Source organism: Butyribacter sp. (genome assembly GCF_056818865.1).
Genome location: NZ_DBLYGC010000014.1, coordinates 22,689 through 42,794 on the forward strand (window position 1 = coordinate 22,689; position 20,106 = coordinate 42,794).

At 34.8% G+C, this 20,106-nt stretch carries 17 protein-coding genes and 1 tRNA gene; 1 reads left to right on the forward strand and 17 read right to left on the reverse strand.

The window, feature by feature from the left end; translation table 11 throughout:
* Positions 1-49: 49 nt before the first annotated feature.
* The 11 genes from ACZLXV_RS07970 to ACZLXV_RS08020 form a co-directional block, all read right to left on the reverse strand.
* Positions 50-343, reverse strand: a complete 294-nt coding sequence (locus ACZLXV_RS07970; protein WP_482383085.1) for a fibronectin type III domain-containing protein — start codon at positions 341-343, stop codon at positions 50-52.
* A gap of 68 nt (positions 344-411) precedes the next feature.
* Positions 412-1,503 carry a hypothetical protein gene (locus tag ACZLXV_RS07975; protein ID WP_482383054.1) on the reverse strand — a complete coding sequence of 364 codons (1,092 nt, stop codon included), beginning with the start codon at positions 1,501-1,503 and terminating at the stop codon, positions 412-414.
* Positions 1,504-1,611: 108 nt separating this feature from the next.
* The gene (locus tag ACZLXV_RS07980; protein WP_482383055.1) at positions 1,612-2,037 is read right to left on the reverse strand and encodes a hypothetical protein; all 426 of its coding nucleotides are present in this window, start codon (positions 2,035-2,037) and stop codon (positions 1,612-1,614) included.
* Between the two features lie 267 nt (positions 2,038-2,304).
* Complete coding sequence (locus tag ACZLXV_RS07985) at positions 2,305-4,017, reverse strand: AAA family ATPase (protein WP_482383056.1); 1,713 nt, start codon at positions 4,015-4,017, stop codon at positions 2,305-2,307.
* Between the two features lie 250 nt (positions 4,018-4,267).
* The gene (locus tag ACZLXV_RS07990) at positions 4,268-4,498 is read right to left on the reverse strand and encodes a hypothetical protein (RefSeq protein ID WP_482383057.1); all 231 of its coding nucleotides are present in this window, start codon (positions 4,496-4,498) and stop codon (positions 4,268-4,270) included.
* Between the two features lie 272 nt (positions 4,499-4,770).
* Positions 4,771-5,493, reverse strand: coding sequence for a hypothetical protein (locus ACZLXV_RS07995; protein WP_482383058.1), 723 nt, complete (start codon positions 5,491-5,493; stop codon positions 4,771-4,773).
* Positions 5,494-5,526: 33 nt separating this feature from the next.
* Positions 5,527-5,823, reverse strand: a complete 297-nt coding sequence (locus tag ACZLXV_RS08000) for a hypothetical protein (RefSeq protein WP_482383059.1) — start codon at positions 5,821-5,823, stop codon at positions 5,527-5,529.
* A 127-nt stretch (positions 5,824-5,950) separates the two neighbouring features.
* Positions 5,951-6,859 (reverse strand): homoserine O-acetyltransferase MetA, encoded by a 909-nt coding sequence (metA, locus tag ACZLXV_RS08005; protein WP_367334950.1) that lies wholly within the window; start codon positions 6,857-6,859, stop codon positions 5,951-5,953.
* A gap of 113 nt (positions 6,860-6,972) precedes the next feature.
* Positions 6,973-8,928: an NAD-dependent DNA ligase LigA gene (ligA, locus tag ACZLXV_RS08010; protein WP_482383060.1), complete on the reverse strand. Its 1,956-nt coding sequence runs from the start codon at positions 8,926-8,928 to the stop codon at positions 6,973-6,975.
* Positions 8,929-9,022: 94 nt separating this feature from the next.
* Positions 9,023-9,748, reverse strand: a complete 726-nt coding sequence (locus ACZLXV_RS08015) for a pseudouridine synthase (RefSeq protein ID WP_482383061.1) — start codon at positions 9,746-9,748, stop codon at positions 9,023-9,025.
* A gap of 17 nt (positions 9,749-9,765) precedes the next feature.
* Entirely contained in the window at positions 9,766-10,401 is a 636-nt protein-coding gene (locus tag ACZLXV_RS08020; protein ID WP_022225418.1) for a hypothetical protein, read from the reverse strand.
* Positions 10,402-10,623: 222 nt separating this feature from the next.
* Here ACZLXV_RS08020 and ACZLXV_RS08025 point away from each other — a divergent pair.
* Positions 10,624-10,696, forward strand: a tRNA-Arg gene (locus ACZLXV_RS08025).
* Positions 10,697-10,717: 21 nt separating this feature from the next.
* On the opposite strand, the gene ACZLXV_RS08030 is transcribed toward ACZLXV_RS08025, so the two are convergent.
* The 6 genes from ACZLXV_RS08030 to ACZLXV_RS08055 all read right to left on the reverse strand — a co-directional run bounded on the left by ACZLXV_RS08030 (position 10,718) and on the right by ACZLXV_RS08055 (position 20,093).
* On the reverse strand, positions 10,718-15,424 hold the full coding sequence (locus ACZLXV_RS08030) for a leucine-rich repeat protein (RefSeq protein WP_022225417.1): 4,707 nt from the start codon (positions 15,422-15,424) through the stop codon (positions 10,718-10,720).
* A gap of 29 nt (positions 15,425-15,453) precedes the next feature.
* Positions 15,454-16,362: a DUF5688 family protein gene (locus ACZLXV_RS08035; protein ID WP_482383062.1), complete on the reverse strand. Its 909-nt coding sequence runs from the start codon at positions 16,360-16,362 to the stop codon at positions 15,454-15,456.
* Between the two features lie 639 nt (positions 16,363-17,001).
* The gene (gene gltA, locus ACZLXV_RS08040; protein ID WP_482383063.1) at positions 17,002-18,390 is read right to left on the reverse strand and encodes an NADPH-dependent glutamate synthase; all 1,389 of its coding nucleotides are present in this window, start codon (positions 18,388-18,390) and stop codon (positions 17,002-17,004) included.
* Positions 18,391-18,442: 52 nt separating this feature from the next.
* Positions 18,443-19,327 carry a sulfide/dihydroorotate dehydrogenase-like FAD/NAD-binding protein gene (locus ACZLXV_RS08045; RefSeq protein ID WP_022225414.1) on the reverse strand — a complete coding sequence of 295 codons (885 nt, stop codon included), beginning with the start codon at positions 19,325-19,327 and terminating at the stop codon, positions 18,443-18,445.
* 28 nt (positions 19,328-19,355) lie between these two features.
* Complete coding sequence (locus ACZLXV_RS08050; protein ID WP_482383064.1) at positions 19,356-19,847, reverse strand: CYTH domain-containing protein; 492 nt, start codon at positions 19,845-19,847, stop codon at positions 19,356-19,358.
* A 63-nt stretch (positions 19,848-19,910) separates the two neighbouring features.
* Entirely contained in the window at positions 19,911-20,093 is a 183-nt protein-coding gene (locus ACZLXV_RS08055; RefSeq protein WP_367334942.1) for a hypothetical protein, read from the reverse strand.
* Positions 20,094-20,106: the final 13 nt, after the last annotated feature.

The window sequence follows — 20,106 nt, forward strand, 5'->3', positions numbered from 1 at the left end:
GAGGTAATCTCCTATCCCTGAAATGGTGAGATTTTTCAAATCACAATTATCACTTGTTTATTTTTACTGATTTCTTTGCACTCCATTTACCATAAACTTTTTTATATGATGAATCATAACCAAATGCTCTCACCTGAATATAATATTTCTTCTTTTTCTTTAATGATGTTAAAGTATATTTTGTCTTTGTAGTAGTCTTTGTCTTACTTGAACCCATCATATTAGACTTTAATGAATATCTTATCTGATATCCATCTGCTTTGTTTATCTTATTATATTGAATTTCAATTTTTCTGCCTTTTACATTTCTTATTTTTTTTATAGTGACTTTTCCTACAGTTATTTTTTTATCGGTACCCTTATTATTTGTATTGTCACTCTTATTATTTGTATTATCACTCTTATTATTATTTAACCTGAAATCATATCTTTTGTTAGCAGAACAATCGTTTCGTAACTGACCTCATATGTAATCTTAACTGTTCCACCATCTGTATCTATATCCTCCCATTGGGCATAACTTAATTTAGCCGGTAACGACTCAATAGAAATCCCCTCTACACGTTGCTGACGGTTTCCTTTTAATTGAGGATATTTATACGAAGAATTTGGATCAATCTCCCATGTATTTTCAAAATCAAAGCCTGTGTACACATTTTTAATCGACATCTGAGTTGGAGTAAGAGCCTTTGCATACTCATCTCCGTCTGCAGCACTTCCTGTCAGGTAATAGTTAGAATTTTCTGTATCTGACCAATCACTAGCACTAGCACATATTGCTGATCCAGATACTGCACCGGCATTATAACAACGTTCTATTGTATTACTACTACTTCTAAGCTCTCCCGTAATTCCTCCAATAAAAATTCTGTCTTTAAATACTCTATCAGCATTTGCACTATTGTCAATTTTTAAAGTATTATAGCAATCACTAATTTCTGCCCATAAAAAATATCCTGCAATTCCTCCCGCATGAAGCCAATCATTCTCCTCATTAATATTTGGACACACAATCTTTCCACTCGAATAACACTTTGATATTGAACCACCCTCTACTACTCCTGCAATAGCTCCAATATCATTATCATAATATTCATTTTCGTCCAAATTTCCAATATTTACATCCACCATTCCAAGATTATATACTTTTCCGCCACGAGCTATACCGCCAAACAATCCTACATATTCTCCAGGATTTCCATAAATATTCATCCCTTTAATACGATAACCGTTTCCGTCAAACTCATCGCTAAATTCTTTCAAAGGTGTCCAGCCATGTCCCGTATCCCACGAACCGCCTTTTGCTGTTTGCGCCGATATGTCAATATCATTCATCAGCCTGTAATTACCTTTCGGATTATTATTGATTCCATACAAATCCTCAATAGTCCATATCTCAGTAAATTCTTTCACCGTCTCTTCTTTTGCATCTGCTTTAATTGGAACAGCCGTCAGGCAGAGTGCAACCGTCAAAATTATTGAAATAATCTTTTTAATCTTCATAATATCTTACTCCCTTCATTCTTTATTTCAGCTATCAAAACTTTCAATCATTATCTGAATTTTCAATATGTGTAAGTTCTATTTTCATTTTTGAACTTATACATACATCTATTTATTTTTCAATCTCTTATATGTTCCTCCCATGTCTGTATACATTCCTTCTGTATAACCTTTTTGTTTTATTACAATCTTATTTTTATATACTTTAACCTTTACACTTGCTTTGCCTTTTTTACCCTCATAACTGTTTTTTCCGACTTTATAAATGGTCATACTTATGTCACAAACCACCCTCGTATCACCATCTCCTCTTAAATATGTACTTTGTTTTGAAAGATGTATTTTTCCTTTATAAGCACTTTTCTTTTTCATATATATAGAATACTCCTGCTCATATTCCTTATCCTTTGTGTGTTTATAGTAATACCCTGTATAGTTTATCTGAGCCTTTGCTCTATCACAGATTAGCCTCTGACTACCCTCTAGCAACAACATCAATGATAATAAAACACATATAATTTTTTTAATTTTCATAACTTCATTCCTCCATCACACTTTTTCTTCAATTATACAATGCACTCACGACACTATCTTTCATTGCGTGTATTTTATATTCCAAAGAGTATTACCGCAAACTTTCGTTATATCACACTGTATAAATATATCCAACAAAACACACCATTCGATATCATGCTTTAAACTCTTTGTTTAAAACATAATAACAAATGGTGTGTTGTATTTTGTAGTAGTGATTTTCTTATTAAACCAAATGTGTTTATTATGATATTTTTCTTTTAATCTTTATCCCTGAACAATCAGCACTTCCTTGCCTTTAAATGCGAAACCATAATATCTGACTTTTTCTTTTCTCACGCCCCTTTTTATAAGTTCCGAATCATAGTTTTTTTCTTTTATCTGTCTCAATGCATTCTCAGCCGTTTCCTCTAAAGTATCTTCCTTCTTTGCATTAAAAACCTTAAACTCTATCACAACTCCAGGAAAACTTTCATTATTTTTGTCTATAGGCTCAAGCATTATATCATATCTTCCAAATCCACTTTCTCTATTTGAAGTTATAATATAATTATCTGCCTGGTCTACCATTAACCCCAGCACAAAGCCGTGATAAAAATTTTCAGGTGCCCTTTTTTCAGATACTTTTTTCCCTGCATCGAATAAACTAAATGTGTTTAACGCCACATCATTCATATACTCATTCATGCTTTCAATATCACCCACAAGAAGTGCTTTTATAAAATTGTTGTATGCAGATAATGATCTGTTAAACCATCCCTTGAACATCTTTACAAACATGCTCCTTACTTCCCTGTTTGTAATTCTGAGTGAATATATCGGGAAGTCCAAAGTCTCTCCAGCGTTGTCCTCGCTTTTAACAAATTCCACTTTTAAATAACCGCTTGCAAGCAACAGACTCCATACTGCATTTTCGTCCATATCAAGCTGGTCAAACACTATCTGCTCGTCAATGTATGTTTCTATACTTTCTCCGGAAATAAGTCTTTCCATCTGTTCTTTTATTTCTCCGGGAGCCGTCCTTATTAATTTATTCACAAGCGCATTGGAACTTGAGTCCGCCCAATAAAGCTTATATTTTTTTTCATCAAGAAAATTAGTTATTGACCAAGGATTATAAATATCTTTCTTGTCTCCAAACGTAAATCCATCATACCACGCCTTTACCTTCTCCTTCTCATCTGACATTCCCTGTTCGTCAAGCGCAGTAAATACTTCTTCCTCAGTAAACCCAAATGCTGTAGTATACTGATTTGATGTTGTTGTAACAACAACGAGATTATTTAAATCCGAAAAAATGCTTTCTTTTGACACCCTTGTAATTCCAGTCATTATACCCCGTTCAAGATAAGGATTTGTCTTAAATGCAAAGTTGAACAGACTCCTCGTAAGTGCTGTAAGCTCATTCCAGTAACCATTTACATATGCTTCCTGCATCGGTGTGTCATATTCATCAAGAAGAATTATCACTTTTTTTCCGTAATACTTATACATAAAAGTACAAAGTTTGTTCAACGATGTACTGATAATTGCATCAGACATATTCATACTGACACTTTTATAAAAGGTTTTCTCACTTTCACTTAATATATCACCCTCAAGCAAATATCCGTTTTCTTCATATAAGTCCAATATCTTTATACATATCTGCTGGCGTGCCATTTCAAAAGTATTTCCTTTAATTCCCGCAAAACTCAGAAATATCACAGGATATGTCCCTTGTAATTTCCTATACTTCTCGTCATTCCAAATATCAAGTCCATCGAACAAATCATTTCTGCCGTGATATTTATTTGAGAAAAAACACTTTAGCATATCCATATTTAATGTTTTTCCAAAACGGCGCGGACGGGTGATAAGTGTCACAATATCTCCCATATCCCACCAATCTTTTATAAATCTTGTTTTATCTATATAAAATCTATTGTCGGATCGTATTGCTTCAAAACTTTGATTTCCCACACTGATAACTCTTTTCATAATATCCCTCCAACACAACTCTAACACATTTTTACTTACGAATCCATTCTAATGTGATTATGATAACATTCCCACTAAACAAAGTAAAGACAATCATCACCAAAAGGCAATCATCACACCTATAACCGTAACTATATCACCTGCTTTAACACAGCCAAGCCACTTATCTAACAATACTGGTTCTAAATATACTTTTATTTGTCTAAATAGAGATTGTTACCTTATTTAACCCACACCGCAATACACTTTTTTACTGCTGCCATAGCACATACCCTCCTTTTACCACATCAAACAAAACCGTCCTGTCACAGCCTTTCTGCATCTTTTCTTCTGCCAAAAAAGCCCTTATATCTGCTATATCTCTTTGAATTGTCCTTGTTCCTACATGAAATTCGCTTTCAGCCTGAGCCATACTGACACATTTTACCCCTTCAAGCCATGTATACAGTCTTAGCAATCTGTAACTTCTACTTATTTTCATGCCACGCCTCCTCTTGGTTCTCTTTAAGAGATAATGTATATCCCGTACAGCTAATCGTTAAGCTGTCATTCTCATTATAATGTTGTTTTCGACACTTCCGAAGACTCGAAACTTCTTCTGAGCACTATCAATCTTTTAAAACAATGCTCTAAAAGAGATTTAAATATCATCAATGACATGCTGCATGCCATGCGTAAATATGAATAATATCCACGAATAAATATTGGTAAATATATTTTCACGAATAAATTTCTTCATATTTACGCCTATTTTTATTGTTTCTGATTTCTTACCCTTACTAACAAATCATAATTATAATATTCAATATCATTCAGATATTTTTTTACATTACTGTAAAACTTTTTAGAGTCATATAACAGTGTATACCAGTCTTTATTTTCAAAGTATTCTTTCAATTCAGGATATTTTGTATTACTTTTATGATCAAGAAATTTTCTTCCATTTTTGGCGCATATCTCATTTATTGCAAACTGAATCGTTTTCAGATTTAGTTTTTCCACATCACTCTTTTTCAATTTCTCTACATCTGAATACGGCAATATATAAGAATCACTGTCATCCCATCTGGCATCTATTGCCTCCTGCGATATGTCATCGTCAGCTCTAAAATAATTCCAGTCTTCACCATCACAATACTGCCACAATACCTGCTCATAGCTAAGATTTTCATAATTATCATAATGTGCTTTTTTTGCCATGTTTATATAAGTTGAAGAATCAAGTGTTTTTGTATTTTTTTTTAAATATCTGTTATACGTGGCAAGTACAGCAATTATTACCAGAAAACATACCATAATCACTTTTGCGGCAAGCCATAAATTGTACTTTCTATTTGTCTCTACTGTATTTGATTGATACTTTGCATAACCCTGAGTTACATTTTCAACTTTCCAGCCACATCCACTACAAAAGTGCTGTCCGGAATTTAATGATTTTCCACATTTAGGACAAAATTTAATTTCATCTTCTTCCATATACTTCCCCTTTTTGATGTTTTTTCTTATTGCTTATCTTCTGAAAAATAATAATTTAAGTACTGCAACCGGAATAAGTATCCAGCCAAACATAAAACCTACTACTAATTTCTTTGTCATAATACTTTGCATTGTAAACAATATTGTTTGAGTTACTAAGTCTAATTTTTGTATTTGTTCCCGTGAGAGTAATCGCTCTCTTAAATCTTCGTCATACAATTCACTCTCCTTTTTTGTAATTTTATTTTCACATATAAAAAGAGAAGAATATTTCCACATTCTTCTCATATTTGCACCATACAATAGCTTTATTTTATTGTCTTTTGTCATTTACGCCACTAATTTTTATTTACGCCACTTTTACACCAATTACCCATTGAAATATATATAATTTCGTGGAATTTTATAATTTTTAACATTTTGACAAAAAACTTATTTTGCGCTGTTTTCTCGGTTTCTAATCCCACGAATAAGGTGTATTCTGATAAACGTAATAATTAAGCCAATTGCTAAATAATGCGTTTGCAGCTCCTCTCCACCGAAGCTTTGGTCTCTGCTCCGGGTCATCATTTGGATAGTAATTCTCAGGAACATCAATAGCAAGTCCTTTTGCCCTGTCCCTTTTATATTCTGAATCAAGTGTCATTCTATCGTACTCAAGATGACCAAGAACAAATACTTTTCTGCCATCATGAGATAATAAAATAAGTTCTCCCGCTTCCTCTGATTCAGCGAGTACCGTCAAATCTTCACATGCTGCTATCTCATCATGACTGACACCTGTATGTCGTGAGTGCGGTGCATAAAACACATCATCAAATCCTCGTAACAAAGGCTCTTTTCTGTGATGTACATTGTGTTCATATATTCCGAATTTTTTCTTTGGCAGCATATATTTGTGTATTCCAAAATGATAATAAAGTCCTGCCTGTGCTCCCCAGCATATGTGAAGTGTCGAGGTAACATTTGTATTTGACCAATCCATTATCTTTGTAAGCTCATCCCAATACTGAACATCCTCATATTCCATATGTTCAATAGGTGCTCCGGTAATTATCAAGCCATCAAATTTTTTGTCTTTTACATCCTCAAATGTTTTGTAAAACTCATTTAAATGACTTGCCGGTGTATTTGTTCCAATATATGTTGCTGTTGTCAAAAAAGTTATCTCTATCTGAAGCGGTGTATTTGAAAGACTTCTAAGAAGCTGCACCTCTGTTTCTTCTTTTAGCGGCATTAAATTCAAAACTGCAATGTACAAAGGTCTTATATCCTGAGATACCGCCCTTGTCTCGTCCATCATAAATATATTTTCCTTTTCCATTATCTTCTTTGCCGGAAGATTGTTTTGAACTTTAATTGGCATATTTAACGCCCCTTTCCTGTATTATATATTCTTTATATTCTGTCCCATTATTTTTTAATAGCTATTCAATATATCAATTATTTGTTGTACCAGTGTGAACGGTAACTATTATACTACAATTTAACAGAAAACATATCAATAAATTCATCTTCTGTTATTATCTGCACTCCTAGCTCTTTTGCTTTTTTATTTTTTGATGAATTACTTGTGCTGTCATTATTTATAAGGTATTTTGTTTTTGATGTCACACTGCCCGTAACTTTTCCACCTCTGCTCTCCACAAGCTCTTTTACCGCACCTCTATTTGAAAAATGGTTAACTGAGCCTGTTATAACGAAATTCATTCCTTCCATATCATTTTGAACAGATGACTCACTATCTTCTATTTTAATGATTTTAAGCAAATCATCGACTACATGATTGTTATTCTCTTTTTCAAAAAAGCGCACAAATGAGTCAGCTAATACTTCTCCGACTCCATCAATCTCAATAAGTTCTTCCCTTGAAACTTTTCTTATCTTATCAAAATCATTATCAAATGCTTTGCATATCATCTTAGCATTTGAAAGACCTATACCTGAAATACCAAGACTGTATATAAACTTTGCCGTAGTTGTCACCTTCGCTGCATCTGCTGCCTTTATAAGCTTTTCATAGGACTTTTCTCCAAAGCCTTCCATTGATATAATTTCATCTTTATATCGCTCAAGTTTAAATAAATCAGCAAGTTCATGAAGGAAACCTCTTGCTATAAATTTTTCAATCGTTGCCTCTGACATTCCGTCTATATTCATCGCATCTCTGCTCACAAACAAAGAAATTGATTTTATTTTCTTTGCCAGACAATCGGGATTTTCGCAGAATAAAACTTCTACATCATTTTCTTTGTGAATAACTGTCTTTTCTCCACATACAGGACATTTATCCGGTATTTCAAGACTACCACTTTCCGTAAGATTTTTGGCTATCTGAGGTATTATCATGTTCGCCTTATAAACCTCAATTTCATCCCCGATTCCAAGCTTTAATTCCCTGACGATACTAATATTGTGCACACTCGCTCTGCTTACTGTTGTGCCTTCAAGTTCAACCGGCTCAAAGATTGCAACCGGATTTATAAGCCCTGTTCTTGATGCACTCCATTCCATTTCCAAAAGTCTTGTTTTTGCCACTTCATCTGCCCATTTAAATGCAATGGCATTTCTTGGAAATTTTGCCGTTGAACCCAGTGAATCTCCATATTCTATATCATCATATAATAAAACAAGTCCATCTGACGGGAAATCATTTGTCTTGACTTTATCTGAAAACCACTCAACTGTTTTAGCTATGTTTTCTCTTGTAACAAGCTTATATTCAACTACCTGAAAGCCTTGCTTTCGCATAAACTCCATCTTATTTTTCTGAGAATTTTCAAAATCTACACCCTCTGCCTCAACAAGCGTAAATGCGTATAACTCAACATTTCTCTTTGCTGTTATCTCATTGTTCAACTGTCTGACAGAACCGCTGCATAGGTTACGTGGATTTTTATATTGTTCTTCCTCAGAAAGTGACGCATTTATTTTTTCAAATTCGGAATATGTGATTACAGCTTCACCCCTTAATACCATATGTCCTTTAAACGGTATACTGATTGGTAATTTTTTAAATACTTTAGCATTGTTGGTGATAACCTCTCCAACTACGCCGTTCCCTCTTGTCACAGCATTTAAAAGCTGTCCGTTTTCATAGGTGAGCACTACTGTCAATCCGTCCATCTTCCACGATAAAAGCCCCTCTTTGTCTCCAAGCCAGCTTTCAAGCTCGTTGACCTGTTTGGTCTTATCTAAAGAAAGCATCGGAGACGGATGAGTCTGTTTTGGGAGTTCACTCAAAATCTCATATCCAACTTTCTGCGTCGGACTTCCTGCAAGTACCAGTCCACTCTCTTTTTCAAGAGATACAAGCTCATCATACAATTTATCATACTCAAAATTGCTCATTATCTCGTCTTTACCCTGATAATAAACAGCTGATGCCCTGTTTAATATATCAATAAGTTCTTTCATCCTGCCGATATCTGCCATACATCATTTCCTCCATAATATTAATCAAAAATATTGTTATTCTTACTCCGGTGCAACGAATAATTAAACTGCCAAATATCTTACCAGTAAACTTTTACAACATTCTTTTCAATTCCGATATTTCTTTTAATGTCAGCTTACGATACCGACCTTTTTTTAATCCGGCAAGAGTTATGTTCATTATCCTGTCTCGTCTGAGATGCACAACTCTGTACCCAAAATATTCACACATTCGTCTTATCTGTCTGTTTAATCCCTGAGTGAGTATTATATGAAAGCTTTTATCGTCTTCTCTCCATACTTTGCATGGCTTTGTCACTGTATCAAGTATAGGTACTCCCTCTCCCATTTTTTTCAAAAATTCATCTGTTATATTGTGATCTACTTTAACAAAATATTCTTTTTCATGTCCATATCGGCTTCTTAATATTTTTTCCATTATTTCACCCTGATTTGTCATGAGCAAAAGTCCCTCTGATGCCTGATCCAATCTGCCAACCGGATATATTCTCTTATCATAATTTATATACTCGACAACATTTTTAATTTTCTCACCGTTTTCTTCTGTTGCCGTAGTACAAACTATTCCTTTCGGTTTATAAAATGCCAGATATATCTCCTCTTCCTCTTTTCTGACATTCTTTCCATCAAGCGTTACATCCTGTCCTTCAAAAACTTTTGCGCCTGATACTGCAACGACACCGTCAATACATACTCTTCCCTGTTCAACCATTCTGTCTGCTTCACGTCTTGAACAAACACCTGCTTCACTAAGATATTTATTTATCCGCACTCCGTTTGTACTTGTTTTTTCATCCATATATATCACCATGCCTTTCAGTATCCTGCACTTTTTAATCCCTCTAAAAACAATCTGACCTGCTCATCCTTGGCTATAATATCTTTCATCCGCTTTTGAACAGAATCCTTCAATAAAACTATTTCTTCACTTTTATCCATATTTTGAATCTGTTTCTGTAAACTGCTGCCAATCTTTCCCAAAAAAATCTTATAATCTCCATCCTGCCTGATAACATAATATGACGCTAATGACGGCAGCTGCTGTTCTATATCGAACAGTTTCATATCGTAATATGCATAAACTCTGTATGTATCCTTTTTTTTACATTCTTTTATTATACACTTTATATTGCTGTATGATTCCACATACTGATTTTGTTTCAGAATTTTTTTTTCGTCAATAAATTCAGAATCATTTACATATGTATTTATTGCAGAAATATCATCCGCAAGTTTAGCATTTAAATACCCACTTATAAGGCTTTCTATCTGTTCATTTACATAAGTCTCTGACACATCCTGCTGTGTTTTTTTTACAGATGTTTTAGTTTTGTCTGACACCTCTTCTTGTACATCCGTTCCCATAGCAGACAATATCGTATATATGGCACCGCTTCCAATCAACAGTACACCTATGATAAAAAAAACAATCATTTTTCTATACTTAATCATAAAATTCTCTTTTCTAATTTACAGCTTTATGCCTACATTTCATAAAGTATAATTTTAGCACAACACAAAGTTATTGTAAAGTTAGCTGAATAATTGTCATCCACACCCCATGCATTAACCATACCCCTCAAACAATTATATATGACCAAATGCTGACCAAATCATCGCTAATCACTTTACAATAACAATGCGGTATGCTAGAATAATGAATTGTATTTATACGCACTCGTAGCTCAGTGGATAGAGCAACAGCCTCCGGAGCTGTGTGTCGAGGGTTCGAATCTCTTCGAGTGCGTTTTTTTATTATCCCAATTTATTATTTTTTTATTACTCTGTATGTTTTATTTCCCTTATTTTTAAATATTTTTCTGTATTTCTTTATTTTTTTCTTATTACATACTATTTTAAGTTTTCTGTTTGTTTTCTTTAATGAGTTTTTACCTGTCTTTCGCAAAATCTTTGATTTTACGGTTATCTTTTTCAATTTATGGCAATTTTGGAAACAATTTTTGCCTATTAATTTTACATTTTTTCCTATAGTAACATTTTTGATTTTTTTACAGTTTTTAAATGCGCCTGAAGAAATAACCGTAATTTTATATTTTGTGCCCTTGTATTTTACAGTAGCAGGAACTACAGCTTTTTTAATCTTTTTATTGCGTACTCTCTTTAGTGTAACTGTTTTTCTTTTCTTATTGTAGTTACTGTACTTAAAAATACTCTTGGATTTATTTGTGCTATTATTTTTATTCTCTCCTTTACCTGTCCCCTGCGATTGATGTGGTCTGGATGTTGTTATGTCAAACGGTTCATTTGTTGATTGTCCTGGTTCCTGACTAGTCACCGGTTCATTGCTTACTGTAGGACTTGGCGATATTGTCCCTCCCTGTTCATTATCCATATCCGGTGCTAAGCTTTCCTGTGGCTTATTACTCTCCAATGGTGTCATACTCTGCTCCGGTTGGCTGCTTTCAGTCGGTACAGGTGTGTTAAAATCATTTTTTTCATCAGGCAGCCATTTTGCATAAAACTTCTTATCCCCGGTATCACTTGCAGTAATTGTCGTTACCATTTGCCCTGTGCACTTCTCATTCAGATACCAGCCCGCAAAACTATATCCCTTTTTTGTTACATTCTCCGGAAGTCTTGTACCTGTTCCGTATAAATACGCTGTTGCTTTTTGTGCATCTTCTATACTTCCGCCATCTGTTACATAAGTAATATTATAACTTGCTGGAACCCATACAGCATAAAAAATCTTATCTCCCGTATCATTTGAAATAATTCTTGTAACATCTGCATTATTTGAATTTTGATATATACTCCAGCCCTTAAAAATATAATTCTGTCTTTCTACATCTGTAGGCAGATTGATATTATCTCCAAATTTATATGTTTTTACCACTTTAGAATTGTCTTTAAAAGCACCTCCGTTTGTCTCAAATTTGACACTGTATTCTGCCGGTTTATAGTTGGCATTTAATTTTATATCACCGTGTGAGCCTTTCTTTATTATGACCTTTTTACTTAATTTATCACTACCAGCTTCACTCCATCCGATAAATTCGTACCCATGTTTCTTTGGTTCTTTTATTTCAAAATCTTCCGTTTCGCAATTATACTGCAATGAATTTTCACTGTATGATAATTCTCCGCCGTCAGGATTTAAATAAATATTATACATAACAGGTTTCCACTGTGCATAAAGTATTATCTTTTCATCCTGTATTTCAGAAAGCTGTTTTACATGCTGCCCTGCACTAAAACTTTCTCCTCTTCCGTCATATCTTGTATTCCATCCCGCAAATACATAATATTCCTTTGTTCCCTGATTTTCAGGTATAATGTAATTGTCATTATATAATACAGATACACTTTCAGGTATTTTTCCTACACCGCCGTTCAAATTATATTCTATACTATAAGAATTTTCATCCCACTGTGCATAAAGTTTTACAGTCTGTCCTCCATTCTGAGTGAGATTTTTTATTTTATCTCCGGCTTTGTAAATGCCAGCCTGTCCATTTTCTGAGACACTCCATCCGGTAAAATGATATCCCTCCATCATAAACTCACTGTCCGGTGCCAAAAATTCGCTGTCATACTCAACATCTTTTAACATACTCATATTTCCTTTGGCCCCGTTTGCATCAAATAAAACATTGTATTTTTCTGCACTCCATACTGCTTCAAGAGCTTTGTCACCAATCATATCCTCTTCTGTTTTTAATTCTTCCCCTAAAACAAACTCTCCCGATGCATTATAATACTGCCTGTCTCCGTTATAATATCCCTTAAAGACATACCCTGCCTTTTCAGGTGAAATTACAGCCGGCATATTCATTCCCGGATACGCATATATTAATTCTTCACCTCCAGCTCCACCTTGTTTATTAAAACCTATAATATATGAAATACCTATCTGACCAAACTTCTTATTATTTTTCTCACAATATGTTCTTACCGTTGAATTGCTCCATCCTTTTATCTCAGTGTTATCACTGATTGTCTTTTCCTTATCTGATATAACACAATTAGGATTACCGATGACAAGTTCTTTTAGATTGTCACAACCTGAAAACGAATTATCTTCAATCACAGAAATTTCAATATTTTCATCGCATTCAAACTTTTCAAGCATACTGCAGTTTAAAAATGCCGAATTGCCTATTTTTATTTCTTTTATTATGCTATTTTCTGACGTAATTCCTACATACTCTAATCCTGTGCAGCCTGCAAATGCAAACTCGTCTATCTTATTTATCTCATCTCCGATTATGACTGCTTTTATCTCAGTATTGTTCTTATAATCTCCTGTTATCTCTAATTTTGTTTCATCATCAAATCCGACAAGTAAAACAATTTTATATCCGTTTTCTTTTGCAAAATCATATACCGGACTTCCCGCATAGCATCCTATAAAAGTATTTTCATCTATTGCCGTCTTATCTTCAATATTTGTATCCTTTCCCTCAAATTTCATTTGAGCTATCTTTTTATCATTAAAAAAGGCTCTCTCTCCGATTTTTTTCACTGAAGCAGGTATTATTAAGACTCCTGTCTGTTTTTTTGAAAAATCCCTACCATACTCTAACGATACACAGTTCTCAAATGCACTTTTTCCTATTGATTTTATCTTTCCGAGATTTATTTCCTTCAGATTGCCACATTCTTTGAATGCATTGTCACCTATTGTCTCAACATCATCTGGTATTGAGAACTTGTTCAGATATATCTCATCACAAAAGAAATCATCATAAATAATTGTTATATTCTCAAAAGCTTTATGATTTTTCTTTGAATATGTCTGAGCCGAAGACCCTGAAAACCCTCTTATTTTCGTCTTTTCCGGAATTGTGTCATATGACTCATCAATTTTGCATTCCGGATTTTTAATTTCTATCATCTCCAAAGAAGTGCAACCTTTAAAAGCGTCCTTTCCAATACTTTTTACCGAATATGGCAGAATTATCTTTTTCAAACCTGTACAGTTTTCAAATGCTTTATCTCCTATTTTTGTCAAGGTTCCGTTTTTTATTTCTACTGTTTTAACATCAGTATTTCCCTCAAAAGCTCCTTCCCCTATTACTTTGATTTCATCAGGAATTATTATATCCTCTGATTTTCCCGACACTTTTTCCAACGTATCTCCTGCGATTACGGCTTCCGTCAATCCGTATTTTTTAAAATTTTTAAAATATCTCTTTACACTAACAGCCCCCGAAACGGTTATAGCAGCATCACTGTATAAATAACGTAATCCCGGATAATATGCACCTAATGCATCATCTTTTCCAAAATTTTCACCTGAAACCATCTCACCGCTTTCAACCTCCATTGTTTTGTTATTATTGATACTGTCAATTACACTTCCGTCTTCATAACAGTCAACACATGTAACAATGTACTTACACTTTTTCCATTGTGCATATAATCTCACTGTCGATGTTGAGATATTTTTTACTGCCTGTCCGTCTTTATAACTTGTTCCCGTTCCGTCTTCTTTTGTATTCCAGCCTGTAAAATAACAACCTTCTTTTGCAAAGGTATTCTGTTTTAAAACTTCATTTGAATCATAATTTACGATCTGGCTTCCTATATTCCCAACACCACCATTAGCATCATACTCAATCTTATATGTAAATTTATCATCATAATACGCACCGCATACACATGAATGTCTCGTATATCCCTTTGAAACCGCTGTAGGTGCAACAACTTTATCCGAAACATATTTATGTGCTGTCACATCTCCATCCTCTTTTGTGTTCCCACATGTTTTACAATATAAAATCCTGCGGCTGGTACATGTCGCAGCCTTTTTTTCAGCCCAGTTATGTGCACCGTATTCTCCTGTAGTTATTGTACTGTTGCACATTGTACACTTATAAACAACCAACTCAGCACATGTAGCCGCATTATATCTAATCGAATAGTCATGTGCTATCTTATAAGTCTCCGATTTTGTCGCACCACATGTCAAACAAGCATACTCATTTCCATGCTGACATGTGGCAGCCGATGTCAATGCCCACTTTGATGAATCAGTTATATGGTCACATTCCCACCTGATAAAAAGTGCTCTATGACTGCTGCTATCACCAAATATCATGCTTTTTGCAGTATCAAGCGGCACTTCTTCTGCTCTGCTTGTAATACCCGGTCCACATGCCACACTTGATTTTATATGATAACCATTTCTGTATACAGTTGAACTGTCTATAGCACCGACAATTGACTTATATTGTGCCGCAAAATCTGTTGTACTCAACATATCCACCTGCAGATACGAACTGTCATCAATCTTTTTTATCCCACTGTTGCTTGATGCCAGACCGTCAATCAGTCCCTCCAGTCCCCCTTGCAGTACATGTGGCTTGTTTATAACTACAAGATATTGATGAGTCTGCGTTTCGGCAGCCTTTACCTTTTTTATGTTTGCAAATGAACCGTCTGATATTGTTATCGCCAGCAACATAACGGCAAAAAACAGATTCTTTATTATCTTTTTTATTCTCTCCATATTTTTCTCCTTTTTGTTTTCTCTGGTTATTATGCTATCATCTCCAATGAATTGTATATTAAATTGTATTTGTACACATTGTCTGACAAATATTCATCTGGCAGAAGATAATTCCTGTTAATATCTTCCACCATCTTTTTTAGGCTCTTTTCATCGACATCTTCACTTGCCGATACTACAAGAACCTCATGAATGCTGCTCGGAAGAACATAAAAGTCTCCGCCTAATTTTGCCGCTATCTCCCTCAGCATATCAGGATATAATATTACGCTTGCCCCATTTATACCTATATTGTTTGTAACAACATACGGTTCACTGCGTTCTTCATAAATTTGATTGGCCTTTTCAGAACGTATTTTACTGATATCAATATTAAACTCTTCAAACATTTTGCTCATCGGCATAACTTTTTCTTCAAAAATTCTTTTTGAATTATCCGAAGCAAGAGTATATAGTTCCTTAACATCCGTTTTCCAATCATTCATAATTTCATTTGTTATTCTTATGGATGCAATACCATTCTGATCATTATCTGCCAGAAAATAAAATACTACTGCCATATCAAGAAAAGGGATATACGGCGTCTCCTCAAGCATCTTTTTATTCTTTTCAAACGATATAAGCCTCATTACTATTTTCTCCTGACAGTCAGCATAATCTAATGACAAATTTTCATATTTTTCACTGTCATATGCACTTTCATATTTTTGTACTATCTCTGACACAAGACTGTCTAATCCGATACCGTCAACATATCTGCTGTACATGCCCTGCAAATAAAAATTAGGAGTAACATTTCTCCCCGGCTCATTAATTATAAGCGAGTCATATTCCATCGAATTATTTTTTACGACCTTGTGAACTTCTACTGATACCTCCTTATCAAAGCACATTTTTACTCTTTTTGCCATTTCATCAATAAACTCAAAATATTTCATCTTTTTCCTCCATTTCTTCCTATTGAAAATCTCCTGTTCCGTGTCAAATCCTACCTGTTGTTCTCATCTTAAACTGTATAAATTTATGTATGTCTCCTTTCTCATTTTTTTTACTCTCTTTGTTTACTCTCAATAAAAAGATGGGAATTTTTTTGAAAACTTTATGATTTTACGGGTAATTTACTGCTAAATTGATTTTTATTTTATGTAGAATTTTCTCACTGATATTTATCTTGTACTAAAATCTCACAGATTTTTTAGAACAATTAGATACCTCAGAACTAAGAGATTTTCTGAATATATGGTAACAAAGCATTAACTTTAGAACAATATTGAGAATATCTAAATATCACACCGATTCTTTTAACTTTTCGACATTATATATTTTTATAGAATATTATTTTTTGTATATATTGTATTATTTGACTTATTTTTTTTGGTCATAATTCACATATTTTCGGGGTATAAACTGTCTCAATCCCCCTGTTTATCGTTGTTTGTGAACTTTTTTAATATTTTTATGAAAATACTGCTTCTTTTATCAATGTACTTAATCAAAAAAACAGACAGACTTTTTAATTTTCATATGAAAATATTTCAAAGTCTGTCTGCTCAATATGCATATATTAAATGCACTTATTATTTACTTAAAAATTCATGAATTCCCTTAGCTGCTGCCTTACCTGCACCCATTGCAAGAATAACCGTAGCTGCTCCCGTAACAGCGTCTCCGCCTGCATATACAGCTGCCTTAGATGTCTTTCCTGTCTCTTCCTCAGCAACGATACATTTTCTCTTGTTGATTTCAAGTCCCTTTGTTGTTGATGAGATAAGTGGGTTAGGACTTGTTCCGAGTGACATAATAACGGTGTCAACATCAAGTACAAACTCAGAACCCTCAATCTCTACAGGTCTTCTTCTTCCTGATTCATCAGGCTCTCCAAGTTCCATGCGGATGCACTTCATTCCCTTAACATTTCCATCTTCGTCCTCAAGAATTTCTACAGGATTTGTAAGAAGTTCAAAATTGATTCCCTCTTCTTTTGCATGATGTACCTCTTCAACTCTGGCTGGAAGCTCTGCCTCACTACGACGATATACAATATGTACATCTGCGCCGAGACGAAGTGCTGTTCTGGCTGCATCCATTGCAACGTTTCCACCACCGACTACAGCAACTTTATTTCCCGGAATGATTGGAGTATCATAATTTTCATCAAAAGCTTTCATAAGATTGCTTCTTGTAAGGTACTCATTTGCTGAGAATACACCGTTTGCATCCTCTCCCGGAATACCCATAAATCTTGGAAGACCTGCTCCTGAACCAACGAATACTGCATCAAAACCTTCGTCATTTAAGAGTTCATCAATTGTAACAGCTTTTCCTACTACAACGTCTGTCTCAATCTTTACTCCAAGTGATTTTACGTTCTCAACTTCCTTATCTACAACTTTGCTCTTTGGAAGACGGAACTCAGGAATACCATAAGATAATACTCCGCCTGCCTTATGAAGTGCCTCAAATATTGTCACATCATATCCAAGTTTTGCAAGGTCCCCTGCACATGTAAGTCCTGCGGGACCTGAACCAATAACTGCAACTTTCTTTCCGTTTAAGCTGTCAGCCTTTGCAGGTTTGATCCCCTCTTCTCTTGCTGTATCAGCAACATATCTCTCAAGTTTACCGATAGATACAGCATCACCTTTGATTCCGCGGATACATTTTGACTCACACTGGCTCTCCTGTGGACATACACGACCACATACAGCCGGAAGTGCTGAATATTCGCTGATTACATGATAAGCTCCCTCAACATTTCCTTTTACAAGTTCGCTGATAAATCCAGGTATATTTATATTTACAGGACATCCCTTTACACACTGTGGATTCTTGCACTGAAGACAACGTGTTGCTTCTGCTGTTGCTTCCTCTTTGTCATATCCTAAACAAACTTCCTTAAAATTCGTTGCACGAACTTTTGGTTCCTGCTCACGAACAGGAATTCTCTTCATAACATCAACTTCCATGATTTTTTCCTTTCTCTACAACTCTATCTCTATGTTTTTCTACAGATGTTTTTTAGCCGTTACACTGACCACATCCACCGTGATGTGTATCTCCTTCTTCAAGCTTAAGCATTGCTCTGCCCTCTTCTGTTTTATACATTCTCTGACGACGCATAGCCTGATCAAAGTCTACAAGATGTCCATCAAATTCAGGTCCGTCTACACATGCAAATTTAATCTCATCGCCTACTTTAAGACGACAGGCACCACACATACCTGTTCCATCAACCATAATAGGGTTCATACTTACTATTGTAGGGATATTAAGTTCTTTTGTAAGCATTGCTACAAATTTCATCATAATCATAGGTCCAATTGCTACAACTCTCGTATATGTCTTGTTTAAGTTCTTTACAAGTTCATTTATCTGGTCACATGCATTTCCCTTAAATCCATAAGAACCGTCATCTGTTGCAATATAAAGATTTCCTGCAACTTCACGCATCTCATTTTCAAGTATCATAATATCTTTTGTACGTGCACCAATGATTACATCAACATCAATGCCATGCTCTTTCATCCATTTTACCTGTGGATATACAGGTGCTGTACCAACACCACCGCACACAAATAAAAGTTTTTCTTTCTTTAATTCTTCTACAGGCATTTCGATAAGTTCTGATGCACATCCGAGAGGACCTACAAAATCCATGAAACTCTCTCCGACTTCATAGCGTGACATCTCAGTTGTAGATGCACCAACTGTCTGAAATACTATTGTAACTGTTCCTTTTTCTCTATCATAATCGCAAACCGTAAGGGGAATTCTCTCTCCTTCTTCATCTGTCTTTACAATAACAAACTGTCCGGGCTGACATGATTTTGCTACTCTTGGTGCCTCAACATCCATAAGCCAGATGTTGTTGGCAAGATACTCTTTCTTTAAAATCTTAAACATAATGAGCCTCCATCTTTTTATTCGTTTTTTATAAAAATACGCTTAAATCGTTACACTTTGAGAGATAACTGTTTGCGTATCGTTTATCATCACTTACATTTTCGCCAAACCAGTCTGGCGGTACAAAATTTTTGGCGTCGTCTTCACTCTCAAACTCTACTTCAATAAAATAAAGCCCCTCAAGGACACCTCCAAAAACATCAAGTTCCCCTGTATGTCCATCTTCAAGAGGTATAATATACCTGGTCTTGATGATGAGATTATCGTCAACCTTTTCTTTCAGATGTTCATACCCTTCTTTTGTCAGGAAAACTTCTATTTCATTGTTTATTCTAAAATCAGTATTCTTATCGTCACTGCCTGCGGCAAGTGATTTATAAGTAAGAATATACCTGTCATTGCTTTTTCTTATCCTGACAATCGGATTGACGCAGAGATACCCCTGCTCAATATGCTTCTGCTCATATCCATCCAAATTGTCAGGAAGCTGTTTTACCTTGAATTTTTTTTCGATTTCCATTTTTCTGCCTTTAAAACTTTTTAAGACTCCGGTGACAATCCACCGCTATGCAATTGCCACGTTTTATTTTTTCTTGGCAATACCCATGCTGTCTGTCTTCTCATTTTTTGATTTGCGCCACTTTATTCCGCATAATATAGCGACAAATGCAAGTCCTATACTAACAAGAAACTTAACGAGATACCATAAAAATGCTCCTCCAAATGTAAGGTCTGCAAGACCTTTTAACAGTAAAACTCCTGTCATATTTTCACCATAC

Bases quoted from the DNA above. Each gene is read 5' to 3' on its own strand.
- ACZLXV_RS07975 (WP_482383054.1), bottom strand. From the start codon at position 1,503: ATGAAGATTAAAAAGATTATTTCAATAATTTTGACGGTTGCACTCTGC.
- ACZLXV_RS07980 (WP_482383055.1), bottom strand. From the start codon at position 2,037: ATGAAAATTAAAAAAATTATATGTGTTTTATTATCATTGATGTTGTTG.
- ACZLXV_RS07985 (WP_482383056.1), bottom strand. From the start codon at position 4,017: ATGAAAAGAGTTATCAGTGTGGGAAATCAAAGTTTTGAAGCAATACGA.
- ACZLXV_RS07990 (WP_482383057.1), bottom strand. From the start codon at position 4,498: ATGAAAATAAGTAGAAGTTACAGATTGCTAAGACTGTATACATGGCTT.
- ACZLXV_RS07995 (WP_482383058.1), bottom strand. From the start codon at position 5,493: ATGGAAGAAGATGAAATTAAATTTTGTCCTAAATGTGGAAAATCATTA.
- ACZLXV_RS08000 (WP_482383059.1), bottom strand. From the start codon at position 5,823: ATGACAAAAGACAATAAAATAAAGCTATTGTATGGTGCAAATATGAGA.
- metA (WP_367334950.1), bottom strand. From the start codon at position 6,859: ATGCCAATTAAAGTTCAAAACAATCTTCCGGCAAAGAAGATAATGGAA.
- ligA (WP_482383060.1), bottom strand. From the start codon at position 8,928: ATGGCAGATATCGGCAGGATGAAAGAACTTATTGATATATTAAACAGG.
- ACZLXV_RS08015 (WP_482383061.1), bottom strand. From the start codon at position 9,748: ATGGATGAAAAAACAAGTACAAACGGAGTGCGGATAAATAAATATCTT.
- ACZLXV_RS08020 (WP_022225418.1), bottom strand. From the start codon at position 10,401: ATGATTAAGTATAGAAAAATGATTGTTTTTTTTATCATAGGTGTACTG.
- ACZLXV_RS08030 (WP_022225417.1), bottom strand. From the start codon at position 15,424: ATGGAGAGAATAAAAAAGATAATAAAGAATCTGTTTTTTGCCGTTATG.
- ACZLXV_RS08035 (WP_482383062.1), bottom strand. From the start codon at position 16,362: ATGAAATATTTTGAGTTTATTGATGAAATGGCAAAAAGAGTAAAAATG.
- gltA (WP_482383063.1), bottom strand. From the start codon at position 18,390: ATGGAAGTTGATGTTATGAAGAGAATTCCTGTTCGTGAGCAGGAACCA.
- ACZLXV_RS08045 (WP_022225414.1), bottom strand. From the start codon at position 19,327: ATGTTTAAGATTTTAAAGAAAGAGTATCTTGCCAACAACATCTGGCTT.
- ACZLXV_RS08050 (WP_482383064.1), bottom strand. From the start codon at position 19,847: ATGGAAATCGAAAAAAAATTCAAGGTAAAACAGCTTCCTGACAATTTG.
- ACZLXV_RS08055 (WP_367334942.1), bottom strand. From the start codon at position 20,093: ATGACAGGAGTTTTACTGTTAAAAGGTCTTGCAGACCTTACATTTGGA.